General features: G+C 43.0%; 13 protein-coding genes. 1 reads left to right on the top strand and 12 read right to left on the bottom strand.

Features of this window, described 5'->3' with window-relative positions; all coding sequences use genetic code 11:
* Positions 1 to 116: 116 nt before the first annotated feature.
* Positions 117 to 380: a DUF1294 domain-containing protein gene (locus tag SRRS_RS18375; RefSeq protein WP_371362551.1), complete on the bottom strand. Its 264-nt coding sequence runs from the start codon at positions 378 to 380 to the stop codon at positions 117 to 119.
* 206 nt (positions 381 to 586) lie between these two features.
* On the bottom strand, positions 587 to 1,465 hold the full coding sequence (locus SRRS_RS18380; protein WP_371362553.1) for a DUF6612 family protein: 879 nt from the start codon (positions 1,463 to 1,465) through the stop codon (positions 587 to 589).
* Positions 1,466 to 1,600: 135 nt separating this feature from the next.
* Between SRRS_RS18380 and SRRS_RS18385 the strand changes: the two genes are divergently transcribed.
* Positions 1,601 to 1,978, top strand: coding sequence for a DUF4870 domain-containing protein (locus tag SRRS_RS18385; protein WP_371362554.1), 378 nt, complete (start codon positions 1,601 to 1,603; stop codon positions 1,976 to 1,978).
* Positions 1,979 to 2,062: 84 nt separating this feature from the next.
* On the opposite strand, the gene SRRS_RS18390 is transcribed toward SRRS_RS18385, so the two are convergent.
* The 10 genes from SRRS_RS18390 to SRRS_RS18435 all read right to left on the bottom strand — a co-directional run bounded on the left by SRRS_RS18390 (position 2,063) and on the right by SRRS_RS18435 (position 13,188).
* Positions 2,063 to 3,208 (bottom strand): HD-GYP domain-containing protein, encoded by a 1,146-nt coding sequence (locus SRRS_RS18390; protein ID WP_371362555.1) that lies wholly within the window; start codon positions 3,206 to 3,208, stop codon positions 2,063 to 2,065.
* 111 nt (positions 3,209 to 3,319) lie between these two features.
* Positions 3,320 to 5,512, bottom strand: a complete 2,193-nt coding sequence (locus SRRS_RS18395; protein WP_371362556.1) for an ATP-binding protein — start codon at positions 5,510 to 5,512, stop codon at positions 3,320 to 3,322.
* A gap of 173 nt (positions 5,513 to 5,685) precedes the next feature.
* Positions 5,686 to 7,053: a carboxyl transferase domain-containing protein gene (locus SRRS_RS18400; protein ID WP_371362557.1), complete on the bottom strand. Its 1,368-nt coding sequence runs from the start codon at positions 7,051 to 7,053 to the stop codon at positions 5,686 to 5,688.
* 56 nt (positions 7,054 to 7,109) lie between these two features.
* Complete coding sequence (locus tag SRRS_RS18405) at positions 7,110 to 8,114, bottom strand: GNAT family N-acetyltransferase (protein WP_371362558.1); 1,005 nt, start codon at positions 8,112 to 8,114, stop codon at positions 7,110 to 7,112.
* Positions 8,115 to 8,300: 186 nt separating this feature from the next.
* Positions 8,301 to 8,897, bottom strand: a complete 597-nt coding sequence (locus SRRS_RS18410; protein ID WP_371362559.1) for a hypothetical protein — start codon at positions 8,895 to 8,897, stop codon at positions 8,301 to 8,303.
* A gap of 281 nt (positions 8,898 to 9,178) precedes the next feature.
* Entirely contained in the window at positions 9,179 to 9,895 is a 717-nt protein-coding gene (locus SRRS_RS18415; protein ID WP_371362560.1) for a peptidase C39 family protein, read from the bottom strand.
* Between the two features lie 113 nt (positions 9,896 to 10,008).
* Positions 10,009 to 11,070, bottom strand: a complete 1,062-nt coding sequence (locus SRRS_RS18420; RefSeq protein ID WP_371362561.1) for a hypothetical protein — start codon at positions 11,068 to 11,070, stop codon at positions 10,009 to 10,011.
* 122 nt (positions 11,071 to 11,192) lie between these two features.
* A complete protein-coding gene (locus SRRS_RS18425) occupies positions 11,193 to 11,567 on the bottom strand; it encodes a zinc ribbon domain-containing protein (RefSeq protein WP_371362563.1) in 375 nt (124 codons plus the stop codon).
* A gap of 142 nt (positions 11,568 to 11,709) precedes the next feature.
* Positions 11,710 to 12,297, bottom strand: a complete 588-nt coding sequence (locus tag SRRS_RS18430; RefSeq protein ID WP_371362564.1) for a hypothetical protein — start codon at positions 12,295 to 12,297, stop codon at positions 11,710 to 11,712.
* A 225-nt stretch (positions 12,298 to 12,522) separates the two neighbouring features.
* On the bottom strand, positions 12,523 to 13,188 hold the full coding sequence (locus SRRS_RS18435; protein WP_371362566.1) for a YkgJ family cysteine cluster protein: 666 nt from the start codon (positions 13,186 to 13,188) through the stop codon (positions 12,523 to 12,525).
* Between the last annotated feature and the right edge of the window lie 163 nt (positions 13,189 to 13,351).

A 13,351-nucleotide genomic window follows, 5' to 3' on the forward strand; every position in this document is an offset into this window, starting at 1 on the left:
TGCATTCACATGGAATGCAGGACATTTTCTTGTTCAAAGGCTATTCTGTATTAAACTAGGTACCGCAGCCGAAAGCAGCAGGGTAGATATATTTCCCCTTGTCAGAAGCATGCCTGTTATGACCACGCTATATATAGAAAAAGTAAATTAAGTATCAGGAGCAGCGGCATCCCGATTACAAAAGTCATATGACGTGTTTTGTGACGGTATAGATACATGCCTGCAAGTACTCCTGCTGCACCAAAAAATAGCCCCATGCCAAAGAAAGTTCGCTCACGAACCCGCCAGCGGTTGCTCTGTGCCCGCCGCTTATCGGAACCAACTAAACAAAAAGCGGCAAAATTCCATGTCAGGTATAATAGTAGCATTGTAGTATCCAAAAAATAGTCCCCCCAAGACATAGCATGTTAAGGTTCAAAACTCATTTATGCTAGATACCCTGTTTCGAATACTGTTTAATATAGTAAAATGCAATGCGAGCTTGTCCTTTCAGCTACCAGCGATAGAAGGCGGAGGAAAGATAATCTTTTGAAAAATAGTCCGTACCGCCTTGCAGCACGGACTTAAGTTTTTTTACGATGCTTTATCACATTACCGGTACATTATCTGCCTTAGCCTCCTGAGGAATAACTATTTTCTCCACACTGTTAGGTTGGGAAAATGTAACTGCGGTTGTCATCTTCATGCTGCTGAACATAGCTCTAACCATTTCCTTTTGGTTATTAGGTACTTCTTTTAATCCGGCAATATTTTTACCGAATTGAGCCAAAAAATTGGTCATGTCCATAGTGATTTTAGAAACAGAATTCGTTTCTTTATTAATTGCTATAGCAAAGGTAGAATCGCCTAGGTTATTAAAAAGTTCGGCAGGCAGTTCAACTTTAGCCGTCCCTGTTGAAGCCATAATACGCTTAATGTTTTCCTGCAAATACTTGCCGCTTATAACAACTTCAAACACCTTGTCGTCACTTGTTTCATCGACTTGTTTAGCACTTTTAATGGCTTTAAAATAGTTGCTGTATTCAGCAAGCGGGTCATAGTAAGGCATGACCTGTTTGACCCATTTCCCATTCACTTTGGTGTAAATGACCAGCTGGCTGCCAACTTGCTCCATATATTGTTCAATAGTTTGCTCATTTCTTTGTGAATTAACGTCCATGCTCATGGCCATCACGCTTTTAAACAATACCGGCTTAACCTGATAATCAGCTTCGCCATTCATGACAATATTCATCGGCCGCCCTTGCACTTCCATCGACCCGACAGTCTCTATAGTGAGATGATAGCTATTCAATTTATTCATTTTCTCATAGGCCTGAATTACATACTCTTTAGAATCATCATTAGGTACTGCATTTGCACTGCAAACCGACACGACCATTGTTAACAAACAGATCATTACTACCATTATCGATGCTTTCATTCTAACCATTTCTACCAGCCCTTTCTTTTCATCAGATACCATCGACTATTTCCCCATGCCCCGCAACTACACTGTGCATGAACAACTGTTATTTATTACTATGTTTACGATCAACACACTATAGTAGATATTTGCTATAATGAGTTATATACTATATAAAAAGCATTTGGATGAAAATTGCTAAATTTAATAAAGGGGGGGCTTATCATAGAGGTTACAGGCGAACAAAAATTACTAGCCATCTTGGCTCACATAGGCTATTTTCTAGGAGGACTTGGTTTCATTGTCGCTCCATTATGTATTTTTTTATTAAAAAAGGAAGATCCCTTTGTTTATGAACACGCTAAGCAAGCCTTGGTTGCTCATTTGGTTATTTTAATAGCGTCGGCCATTACCAGCATGTTATGTTTCTTGTTAATTGGCTTCTTACTCATGCCAATACTTGCCATCTTCTGGCTGATGTTGTTTATTACTTCAATCATTGCCGCAATCAAAGCATTGGATGGACAATTTTATGAATATCCAATGATTCAAAGATTCGTAACAAAAATATAAAGCCACTCTGTTAGGGTAGTAAAGGGAACCAGATGACTCGCTCATCGGTTCCCTTTTTTTTGGAATTATTCTTCAACAAGATTCTTACACCTGATGGCCTTTAGAAGGGTGTTGAATAGGCGCCGCTGAATCCGCATAAGACTGAGCCTGAGTAGAGTACACTTCTTCGAAGTCTATAATAAATAAATCCGGATTCTTCTCTAGATCAAGTTCGACGAGCTGATTAATACTACCACGATCGGAACTAGCCAAAATGCGAACAACCGGAGTTGTTTTATTTTTTATCCCCACTCCCAGAATCAAGCCGCTTTGTTGGTTATTCAGACGTACAGTTTTTCCTATCGGGTAAATCGCTACATTCTGCGCAAACTTCTCAACAATTTCCGGGTTAAAATACTCTCCGGAAGCTTTATTTAAAATAGCCACCGCATAATATACCGGAGTCGGACGGCGATGCGGCATCCCCGCAATCAACCGGTCATAGACATCGGCGATACTAATAATTTGAGCAAACTCACAAATAGCATCACCCTTTATTCCCATGGGATAACCACTTCCGTTCCAGCGTTCGTGATGCTGAAAACAGGCATTAATAATGTCTTCAGATAAGTTGTGGTTTTCCCGTAATATTTCCAGAGCATAAAAGGTATGCCGCCGGTATTCTTCTTTATCCTGCCGTGTTAGGTAATTCGGATACTGCGCTGCTAACTGCGGCGAAAACTTGGTTTTACCAATATCATGCAGCAACGCCGCCAAACCCAATTCTCCTAATTGCTCAGTAGTATAGTCTAACGCAATGCCGGTCATCACAGATAAGATACAGGTATTGACAGAATGCGAAAACATATACTCTTCCTTGCGGCGTATATCCAAAAGATGAAGCATATTCTCCGGTTTTTGCCCAAGCTGATTTACCAGATCATTAACAAAGTTTTTTACTCTGCTGAGGTTTATCCCTTTACCAACACAAAATTGGTCAACTACCTCACGTGCGGCATTAACCGTAGCCTGTCTATGCTCTTCATCATAGAAATGCTCATCCGCTTCCTTGGCAACGTCAATTTCCGGCTCTCCTACAAATAAGGATGTAATACCACTATTGCGTAGGTACTGAATGTATCTTTCCTTCATTTCTATGCCTTCATGCAGTAAAACCGTTCCATCAGCTGAAATAAGCGGCCTTGTCAAATACATACCTGGCTGTATTTCATCTAACGTTATGCTATACATACAATCCCCTCCAACGATAAGCATGCCGCCCACCAGTTCTTCTAATATATATATCGAGCATAGACGAAAATACTTAAAGTGGAATTGGTAGTATTTTGGCTTCTCAAAGATTTACAAGACAGCGGCTACGCTAAAGCGTACGTCAAAATGACTTCCGTTAGAACCGGTTTTGACCTGAATTACGCCATGATGACTGTCGGCAATTCGATAACATACCGGCAATCCAAGCCCTGTTCCTTGTTCTTTTGTAGTAAAAAATGGAGTTCCTAATTTTTCCATAACATCAGGAGGTATTTCTTCCCCTTGATCTTGAACCGAGAGAACTACATCACCATTATCCTCATAGGTACGAATAGTAACTACTCCGCCTTGCGGCGAAGCCTCCAAAGCGTTTCGTACCAAATTTAGCAGTAATTGCCGGATTTGTTTCTCATCCATATATAAGTCGGATATGTTCTCCAAATCTAATGTTATAGATTTCTCCAAACCGGCAGCCTCGGCCTGTAATAATGGCGATATAGCCTCAATAACATTGTTTAAACAGGCTGTCTTAAAATCGACAAACCCGTGCTTACTTAGCGATAAATACTCGGTAATAATATGGTTAGCACGATCAAGCTCATCCGTCATCATCTGAAACTGTTCCTTATACTTGGCAAAATCCCGCTTCCGGCTGATATATTGCAGATATCCCCGCACGACAGCCATGGGGTTTCTAATTTCATGCGCAATATTGGCGGCCATCTGCCCTACGACGTTAAGCCGATCCAGGCGGTAAAATTCATCCTCCATTTTTTTTCGCTCAGTTACATCGCGAATAATGCCTTCCAACGCGATAATAGCGCCTGCCTCATCAAACACAGGCACACATTTCTGTTCAACCCAAATGATACTGCCATCCCTGCGAAAGACTCTAAAACTTGTTAAAACTGTGCCATGAACTAAAAGATTGGCCAAATGCGCCTTTACCTGGATCAGGTCTTCCGGATGAACGACTTTAGACAATAATCTCCGGTCCACATAATATTCCTCCGGGCTATAGCCTGTTACCGCAGCTACCGAAGGACTGACATATTCCAGTTTCCGTTCAGGTTTAAACCGGTATAGATAAATGACATCTGCCGCATTCTCTGCCAGCAAGCGAAACTGCCGTTCTTTTTCCTCCAGCGTTTGCCTATACTGTTTCTGCTCTCTAGCCGCTGCCGCCAGTTCATTGACCATATGGTTAAAACTCCTTGACAGCATACCCAGTTCATCTTCCCGCAGGGATAAAATTCCCTCAGGAAATTCCCCCTTAGCCACCGTCCGGGTGCAAGAGGCTAAGTCGGTTATCGGGCGGGTAATATCTGTCGCCACCCAGGTAACCAAAAGAAAAACCGCCAGTACCGATAAACCAAACACCAGCCATATAGCCAGCAGCAAACGCCGGACCTCTGCTGTCAGTTCGGCGGAATCAATAAGACACAATGCCTTCCAGCCGGTAGTGGGATCAACATTAATATAGGCAAGCTTTTCCGTTCCCTCTAAAGAAATTTTCCGGATTTGGCCGTGAGCACTTTCCAATTTGGACAGCTCCGGCATATTCAGTTCAGCCGGAGTTTTTAAAAGCCACTCGGCCCGCGTAGGACTGATAACAATTTTATCATTTTCGTTAAGCAGCATTACATAACCGGTTTTGCCAATTTTCTTAGAATTCAACTCCTGGGTAAGCGTGTCCAAACTCCAGCCCCAGACAATAACACCAACAGGCTTATCAATGGACCCCACTGTCTGCGACACAGCCAGTACCATACGGTTGCCTATTTGCATGTACGGATCAGAGAGCACAGGCTTTCCCGGATTTGCCATTGCCGCTTTGTACCAGGAGCGTACCCGTGGATCAAAATGACCAACATTGGGTACATAGGTGTAGGGTAAATAGCCTCCCTCTTCGCTAGCAATGGCAGCTCCCAGTACTTTATCATGAGTCTTAATAAACGCAAGTAAGTGTTGAATATCCTGTTCTTCCATCGTTCCAGGCATCCTATTGTTAAAATCCGAACCCAATTTTGTAACCAGTACTTCTGTACGTTTGTCACCGGCCAGCATCGCGACATCCTCTTTAGCCGGAGCCAAAATCTTATCATTGATTCTGGCTTGTACACCGACCGCATACTCCTGGGCTAATTTATTAAAATCATCACGCACATTTTTTTCGGCAAGATAAGTAACAACAAAACCGCAGAATACATACGAAAGTGCACAAGCCAGAAACACGCCCGTTAATAACCGCTTCTTAATTGTTCTAAATCTAAACATATTCATTATTACACTCGCCTATACTCAGATTCTACAACATCGTAATCTTCTGAAAGCACGAGCACATAATTACGCAGTTGCTATATAGAAATATTCTCCAATAAGCATAACACTCCTGCTAAATGTCCAAATTGTAACAATAAAACCTTTTTTTGCTAGAATACACGCTAAAGAGCGACTCACTCAGACTGGCACAGGTAACTTGTTTTAAGAAAGCCACATAGTGCCGCTCGCAACTCTTGGGGTGTTATAATCCCGTCCAACAACCCCTGCGCAAGTAACTTTTGAACAGCCGTTTCCGGTTGCGACAAATGACGGCAGTTATCTCCCTCAATCGCCTGCTGACGAGTTATTCTTTCTATTGTCTGGGTACCGTAAACACCAATCTCAGCTTCCGGAAAAGCGAGAAACAAGTCTGTATCAAACCCCGGTCCGGCCATTGCATACAAGCCACCGGTAAATGCCTTTCGTGTTACAACACACATTTTTTTGACAGTGGCTCGGGCTAAAGTGGCAAATAACTGAGCACCGGCTTGGACAATACCGCTTCTTTCAGCATCCCTGCCGATCATAAGGCCAGGAACGTCCGCTAAAAATAATAAAGGAATTCCAAATGAGTTACATAACGCAACGAAGCTGCTCATTTTTCGGCAAGTCGCCGCAAATAAAATTCCTCCATTGCACGCCGAATTATTGGCGACAATCCCCACTGCCATTCCTTCGACCCGGGCTAGGCCAGTAATAACTTCCCCGGCAAAATTCCTCTTAATTTCGAGTAATGAACCAGCATCCACAAAACTATCAATAAGGCCGGTCATAGCAAAAGGTTTGTCTTTAGCAACAGCTTCACCATTTTCCGGAAAGTTGCAGCAAGGAGAGATTGTTGCCTTTTGTGGCAAAATTTCTCCGGCTCTGACGGGAAAATAGGAGAGATACGTTCGGGCCCATTCAATAGCTTCTAGCTCATCGTCGACTACCACGTCTATAATTCCTGATACCTGGCTGTGAACCTTAGCCCCCCCTAATTCTTCAAAGCTTACATCCTCCCCAATCATTTCCCGTACCACATTGGGTCGCCCCATACATAAACCGGCTTGGTTGGTCATTACTGCCGCATCACTAAAAGTAACCGGAAAAGCTTGGGCAGAAGCTACCTTCCCTAACAGCAGAGAAACGGTTGGAACTACACCGGAAATTCTGGCTTGTAAACAATATATTCTCCCCATACCACGCCGATCGGTTAATAAGCGTAAGTAATCGCTGCTGAGCGGTGTCCCTCCCGTTCCGGCAGTTGCTGCCGGGTTATCATGAATAAAAATCAATGGGTATTTATCTGCAAGTACCTGCTCTAAAATAGCTACTATTTTTTGAACCGTCGACAAAACCTCGTCCGGTTGAAAAGGTGCTGATTGAAAAGCCACGATAAAGACTGGTCTTCCCTCTACCCGGCCAGTGCCAACTATAGCCAAACCTCCAATCTCCGGGCTTTGTTCTACAAAACTATTATTATCCAATAATTTTTCAATACGTTGACGCGTTACATTCATTTCCGCCATCTCCTCTTTAATAATATTTATAACTGTATGATCCTTCGCGGCATCTGCTAGCGCGGTTCCTGACTTTTTACATAGTCTGTTAAAGCTTGTCCCAACGCAGAAGCCACCTCCAGTTTGGTGTAATCACATTTATCCCGCGGCTTCTGTAAAACCAACCAATTACAATCGCCTGCCCCAGGCAAAATCCCCGCAAAAAAATACCCACGGTATTCATATATGCCGCATAATAACGGTGTTTCTGGCTCTGCCAGATTTAAGTACAAGTACGTTACCTCTGTTTGGTCATTTGGCTTAACCTCTGCCAAACCAGTTGTAGAACCACCTGGGTTTTGTCTAATAAAGATATGAACCGCTCCATATGGATCGGCATTCACGCGAATCAGCCCCTTAGGCGTGGTTAAGCTGTCTGGTGCTGATTGCCAAGAAACAGTTAACCCCAAATGCTGATAGATTTGCTCAACCATATTCCTGTGCCGCGGCGGAACATAAAGCGATAGAGGTTTATCTACCGCAAATATACGGAATGAGTGCAAAATGTTTTCTCTGCGCTTCACGATCGAATGCAAACGGCGAAATTGCATGTGCGGCAACCGGTTTAGCAATAGGGCAGTATCACTAAAGCCCCTCTTATGCGCTGCTTTTTGTGAATAATAATGAGAGCACACCGATCCTACGAAGGCTCCCGCCAAGCCTCTGTTCTTAGCTGCATTAACTAATACATCGGCAAATTCATTAAGCAAACCGCTGCCACGATGTTCAGGCAGTACAAAAGCGTTGCCCATCTCGCCAACTGTAGGATTAGCACTATCAAGCTCCAAGGCCGCATGACCGATTACCCCGCCACAATAATCGACCGCCACATAGGAAACGATTTTTTGCTCTTGGTTCAGCGCCAGCACCCGGGCAGGATCATACATATCTCTGTTAGGATACGAATACCCGTAGCAGCTGTATACACAATTGCATACAGCTGCTGCTTCTTCCGGACGCATTGCCCGGATGACAACATTGCTCTCCTCTTGCAAATTTAGCTGTTCTTGAATAACACTCATTTTTTCTTCTCCTTTAGCTTATGGCTTTATATGCCATAATTGTTATTTATTACTAAGGAAGATTGTTCATTGTGTTATTCTGCCTTTCCTTTTCGAAAAAGAAAAAAGCCTCAAACTCCCGCCAAATGCTGGCTTGAGTTCAAGGCTTTTACCTTCAAACAGCTATATTTAATTATCCTAGTCCTATTACACACGCACCTCAAAGCTGCTTTTCGCTTTGGGTCCTTTTGAATCAGGAGAAGCTACTATATTTAATCCCTCTTTGGGCGTAACTTTGTCTGCGTTCTTATGATAAGCTATACTGGTTCGCGGCGTCGCTGTTCTGTTTTTAAACAGCCGCATTCCCACTAAAATTAGCGCGGCAATTACCAGAATCCCCAGGAAGGGAAGATAGCTAAAACTTGACGATTGGTTATCAAGTGCTGATACTTTAGCTGGCGCCGTCGTCTGAGCAGCAACATTATTCTGAGTGGCAAAAGAGTTCATAGGGGCTGTCACGCCGGCTTGGTTCTGATTGTTTATTCCAGCAGGTTCGCTCTTTTTGGTCTCTTTATTTTGAGCCGGATTGGCTGGCGCTGTATTGCCCTGAAAGGCCTTGCCTAAACCTTCAATTTTATCTGCCACACCGGCTACGCCGGGGTTGACCTGTTTAGCGGTACTAGAAGTACTAGAAGTACTTGCAGTCCCAGCTGCCGTAGCAGCAGACGACGAATCACCTGTCGTAGCATGTGCAGGGGCTACCGGCGGTGTAGGCTTGGTTGGAGGGGTAGGTGCTACAGGCATAATAAAAACTCCTTCATAACTCAGATGATCCTCATATTATCATATTCCTCATTCATCAGCCATCCCCTTTTTTTACGGTCAGACGCTTACGATTAATTAAGTATAATGAATTATCTGCTAAAAACAAGAATTACACCTTTTACATAAAGAAAACACGGCTTGCGCCGAGCCTTGGCGAAAGTGGAAGTCGATGTTGCCCTTATCCAGGCGAAAAATTATACTTTCTACAGGATAAAAAACGGCTGAATCGCTATGGTTTCAACCGGTCTTAAGATAGTTATCTATTTTTTGCGAGGGGTTGCAACAATATATACATTTCGCACCAACTGCCCAGGATTCAAATACTGCGCGTCAAACCACATATCCTGGAAGCGCAAGGCATTAAATGATGAAATTCCGTCCGGATTATTTTCCGATGACCAATGTACTGCCGGATCGGCAAAAAAAATCGTATCTACTCCTTTTTCCGAAGCTTCTGATGCGGCATAATAACCGGTTACAATTACCCAATGCCCGCCCCAGTCAATCCATTCAACAAGCGTTGGAATGCCTTGCCGCAGGTTTTCCCGCAGCATTTTTAGAGTTCCGTTATAGCCCAACGTTACCTCAAATCCGTTTTTCTTTAACCAGGTTACCATTTGCTCCGGCTTAGTTCCTGGGTATTTCGCTGTGATATCACCGGTTCCCATTTCTTTGGCAACTACCATTTCCGTATCATGATTCATGGCTTGATCACTCAAAACAGTATACCAGTGTAAAAGCGACATAACAGCAGCCGGGCCGCAGGTATAGTCGGTTGTCTGTTGGTAACCTTTAACCCCTAGGGATACGTAGTACGGGTTAGGAGTCATTTCGTAATAATTAGCGGCACAAGTAGAGCTCGGCGACGGTAAACTCGTTTCTTCCCCGGCAAGACTGGCTTTGGCAAAACACACGAAAAAAGCAAGGCAAAGCAAGACAATCTTCCAACGGTTAGAATACACCCATTTCGTAAACATACTTGCAGCCCCTCCTAAACCTCTTAATTCGTTATACTTACATTGTAGTATCCGGAGGGTTTATAAATTCCAACTAACATTTAGAAAAATTACACTGACTTATATTTTCGTCTTTACTGCGGAACTACTACAATCCTCACCGGTAAATTGGATGCCCCCGGCGGACTGAAAACAAGTGAAAGCGGGTCTCCACTTTCATAAGTTCCTAAAAAAGCAGAATCATTATTTTTCTTTGCACCGAAATACAACCGGTCACGCGGGGTTGCCAACGGGCTCCAATAGACATCAGGATGATTTATGCCAATGGCCCCGGCATATTCCCCACCTAGCGGTGCAAGGTAATAGGCAACCCTCGCGCCTTTTTTGGAAGGAAGTGCTATTTGATAAACTACACCGTAATTTCCATAATTGACAACCGGACTGCCGTCAGTGGCGTCTATCCCCTCTAAATATGTATCAATTCTATTATCAGCCAGGGTTAAGCCCAGTATAGTGTCACTCGCTGGGTCGTAAGGCTCAATCGGTGTAATCTGCCTGTTGGCACCTTCAAAGGTTCCGCGCAAACGATACTGATCGGTTGGTAATACCTGTGCCTTCCGGGAAAACTCTATGCTGTTGTCAGTCACAGGCAGCATGAGGACTTTGACATTAATCTGACGGTCTGTTGTAAAATCATAAATCCCATTGATAAGAGTATTAGGCATCAATAGCTCTTCCTCTATATTTGCCGACAAAGGAATCCGTCCCCCAGGAGGAACCGTCAGCTGGTTTGTCCTTTTTTCACCAAGGTAGGCAAGCTGGGCTTGTTTGCCTACTGCCATCCAGCTGCGTCCCGGCCCGACCAACACAGCTTGCGAGACATTGATATGAGCTGGTTTATCCCCGCTATTTTCCAGAATTACAGCCATTTTTTTAACATCGGGGGAAGAATTTACGTGATAAAAAAAGAGGCGTACCGTTCCGGTTACCTTGTCTTGATATAATATCCCGTCGCTCTCTACCATCTCCGGGCTGTCGGACAACAACAATTTGCCGCCATTGGAAACGCTTTTCACTTGCCACTCTGGAAGCCTTTCAACGTCCAAACCGTTTATTCCGGCGGCCGCAAGTGCTTGCTGACCGCCTAAGCTGCTTACTATTAGAATAGCTAGTAGTAGTACAAAGACCTGTTTCATTATAACCTCCACAAAATTAAAAACCCCTAGCGATGCCAGCATCGTAGGGGAATGCTCTCTATATTATTCTGTCAAAAATAGAGAAATCCTGCAGTAATTTGTATTATGGTAAAATTCTAAGGTTACTGGCTTTTCCACCAGCTATAAATCGTCAGCAGACTTGCCCAGAGTGTAGTCAGTATTTGATATTCATAGATTGTTTTAAAACTCATGATTACATATACAAATGCGATAACGACAGCAAAAGAACTCAGTCCATACGCTTTCTTGTATATTTGTGCTTTATTATATGTAAATGGAATTTTTCTTCTTAACGACAGATTAGACCAGGGTAAGGAATTAGCCGCCTGACGCTTGATATTACTTAGATTTAGCATTGATTCCGTTATTACAGGCAGGGGAGCTGTGTCTGCCAGCCTGTCTCTTAACATGCGGCCGCAATGACGGCAGTACTTTACATTAGTTGATAAGTTTTTTCCGCAATAATCGCAATACATGGTTTTTCCTCGCACAATATCCTTTTTATCTATAATGTTCCATATTATTTATAGTATTCCATATGGATATCAAAATTAACACCGTTTAAAATAACAGCCCCATTCTTTTGTAAGAATAGGGCGTTGCCTTAGATAATTTTTTTCATTGATCATTAGGCTTACTATCAACCGGAATACGTTTGTAAGGCAGTTTCTCCAAAATAGTTTCCGTCAAATCCTTAAAAATAACATCTGCGTTGGTATTAATACTTTCGCTCTCTCTGTCATATTTGCCGGCCTTTAGTACCGAGTACTTCTTAGCAGCGGCTGCGTAAGAATAGCACTTCAGCTCAACATCAGACTCCACATACGTTTCTTCATAATTCCAAGTATGTAATCGATCAAATCTAGCTCTAGACAGCTCCATAACTACAATAATATCTGCTTCCAGCTTATCTGCAGCTGCTGCCATAAACTTTTCATCTGACAGCTTAGCATTCTTATTTTCTGTTATGAGCTCCTGGCTTATTTTTGCTGATATATCCGCCGGTATTACTGTGTAGTATGGATATTTGAACGGTTTTTTAATCGTATCCTGGATAATTTGAATATCAGCTAAGTACTTATACTGAGCCGTATTGATCAGCGGTAATACAGCCACCTTACGTGGTGTTATGGCATAACCAGCCGCTGCTGTACTAGAAATAAACAACGCCATAACTAGAACTGCAATCTTCTTCCATATTCTCATACCGTCTGCCTCCTATCCGTTCGCGAAAATAACCGCAGCCTATTATCTTATATAAGCTACGGTTATTTTCGCTATCTGCGGTGATATATCCTGTAAACATTTCTTTATTAAATAAGTTTAGCCCCGAATCCTCGGTAGCCGCTAAATAAGTTCCGGTATGACAATGAGGACAAAGGCGGATTCTGTCAACAAGTCCTGCCCTAGCCGGCAACCCTTGCGCACAAATTAAGCATCTGCTCTTCTGATGATTTCCTGAAATAAATGAACGTCTTCGTCTGTTACGTTGGAATGCGCAAAATCAGATCGTACACAATCTTTAATTAATATCTCACTATAATTATTGCAGCCATAAGCTACACTGGAGTCTATTACTTCCTGAAGCAAGGCTTGGGCCGGTTCAATGGCAGCCGCAGGTGTTGCCGGGTCTTTGATAACGGCATTAAGATATTCTGCCCGCATGGCATGATGCATCTCCGCGACAATTGACGCCTCAAGAATGTTATAGCACTTGCTGCGGGGTATACAGATATAGGTCCGGCAGCTTGCCGTCCGTTCCTTGTAAATAAGGCACCTGCCCAATCCGTCCAAGTGGCGGCATTTCTTTTGACCTGCGACCATAAATACTTCTAATTTATTTTCACCCACGTCTACAAACAGCTTAGGAATTATCCGTTCCATTTTACCTCTTGCTATCTTTTTAGCGCTGATGCTGTCCATGTTGATCTTAAATCTGCCTTTACAGCAATTTTCCTTACATGCCTCGCACGGCAGCGGATTCTCAATCAAAAACTCATCAACGGCATCAAAAAATTCCTGCACAGTCGATTTACCAGTTAAACCAATAACATCTACTTCGTTTTCTTGGTTAAAACATAGTTTCAGGTGGATCATTCCTTTCAGTAATATCAGTAAGTGCTTATATTCGCTAAAATGTAATAATATCCTTGTAGAGAAAAGTTCCGGCACTCTTAACAAGTTACAGAAAACGCGGCCTGAAAGAGCTTGTAGCAACTTAAAAAATCTGTTGCGCTTATCGATCCCCAAAGTATACTTC

Origin of the sequence: Sporomusa rhizae, from assembly GCF_041428845.1 — a bacterium.
Taxonomy (GTDB): domain Bacteria; phylum Bacillota; class Negativicutes; order Sporomusales; family Sporomusaceae; genus Sporomusa; species Sporomusa rhizae.

Coding starts and splice junctions, on each gene's coding strand:
- SRRS_RS18380 (WP_371362553.1), bottom strand. CDS start 1,465: ATGGTATCTGATGAAAAGAAAGGGCTGGTAGAAATGGTTAGAATGAAA.
- SRRS_RS18390 (WP_371362555.1), bottom strand. CDS start 3,208: ATGTATAGCATAACGTTAGATGAAATACAGCCAGGTATGTATTTGACA.
- SRRS_RS18395 (WP_371362556.1), bottom strand. CDS start 5,512: ATGAATATGTTTAGATTTAGAACAATTAAGAAGCGGTTATTAACGGGC.
- SRRS_RS18400 (WP_371362557.1), bottom strand. CDS start 7,053: ATGAATGTAACGCGTCAACGTATTGAAAAATTATTGGATAATAATAGT.
- SRRS_RS18405 (WP_371362558.1), bottom strand. CDS start 8,114: ATGAGTGTTATTCAAGAACAGCTAAATTTGCAAGAGGAGAGCAATGTT.
- SRRS_RS18410 (WP_371362559.1), bottom strand. CDS start 8,897: ATGCCTGTAGCACCTACCCCTCCAACCAAGCCTACACCGCCGGTAGCC.
- SRRS_RS18415 (WP_371362560.1), bottom strand. CDS start 9,895: ATGTTTACGAAATGGGTGTATTCTAACCGTTGGAAGATTGTCTTGCTT.
- SRRS_RS18420 (WP_371362561.1), bottom strand. CDS start 11,070: ATGAAACAGGTCTTTGTACTACTACTAGCTATTCTAATAGTAAGCAGC.
- SRRS_RS18425 (WP_371362563.1), bottom strand. CDS start 11,567: ATGTATTGCGATTATTGCGGAAAAAACTTATCAACTAATGTAAAGTAC.
- SRRS_RS18430 (WP_371362564.1), bottom strand. CDS start 12,297: ATGAGAATATGGAAGAAGATTGCAGTTCTAGTTATGGCGTTGTTTATT.
- SRRS_RS18435 (WP_371362566.1), bottom strand. CDS start 13,188: ATGATCCACCTGAAACTATGTTTTAACCAAGAAAACGAAGTAGATGTT.